Below are 341 nucleotides of genomic sequence, written 5' to 3' on the forward strand. Positions count from 1 at the left end.
CGCGGCGTTGTAGCCGTAGTTGCCCTTGCCTTGCAGCACGGTGTTGACCACCACGCTGGCTTCTTCGCCGGCGTTGGTGACGATGGTGCGCAGGGGTTCTTCGACGGCACGCAGGATCAGCTTGATGCCGGCGTTCTGGTCAGGCGTGTCGCCCTTCAGGTCGGTGATGGCTTGCTTGGCGCGCAGCAGAGCCACGCCGCCGCCGGCCACAACGCCTTCTTCCACCGCAGCGCGCGTGGCGTGCAGGGCGTCTTCGACGCGGGCTTTCTTCTCTTTCATCTCGACTTCGGTGGCAGCGCCTACCTTGATCACGGCAACACCGCCGGCCAGCTTGGCCAGGC

General features: G+C 66.0%; 1 protein-coding gene. It reads right to left on the reverse strand.

What is annotated here, in order from left to right:
* On the reverse strand, positions 1 to 341 hold a 341-nt coding region (locus tag RCF13_RS00955), incomplete at both ends, for a TCP-1/cpn60 chaperonin family protein (RefSeq protein ID WP_308140734.1).

It is taken from the genome of Stenotrophomonas maltophilia group sp. RNC7, assembly GCF_030910085.1.
Classification (GTDB): domain Bacteria; phylum Pseudomonadota; class Gammaproteobacteria; order Xanthomonadales; family Xanthomonadaceae; genus Stenotrophomonas; species Stenotrophomonas sepilia.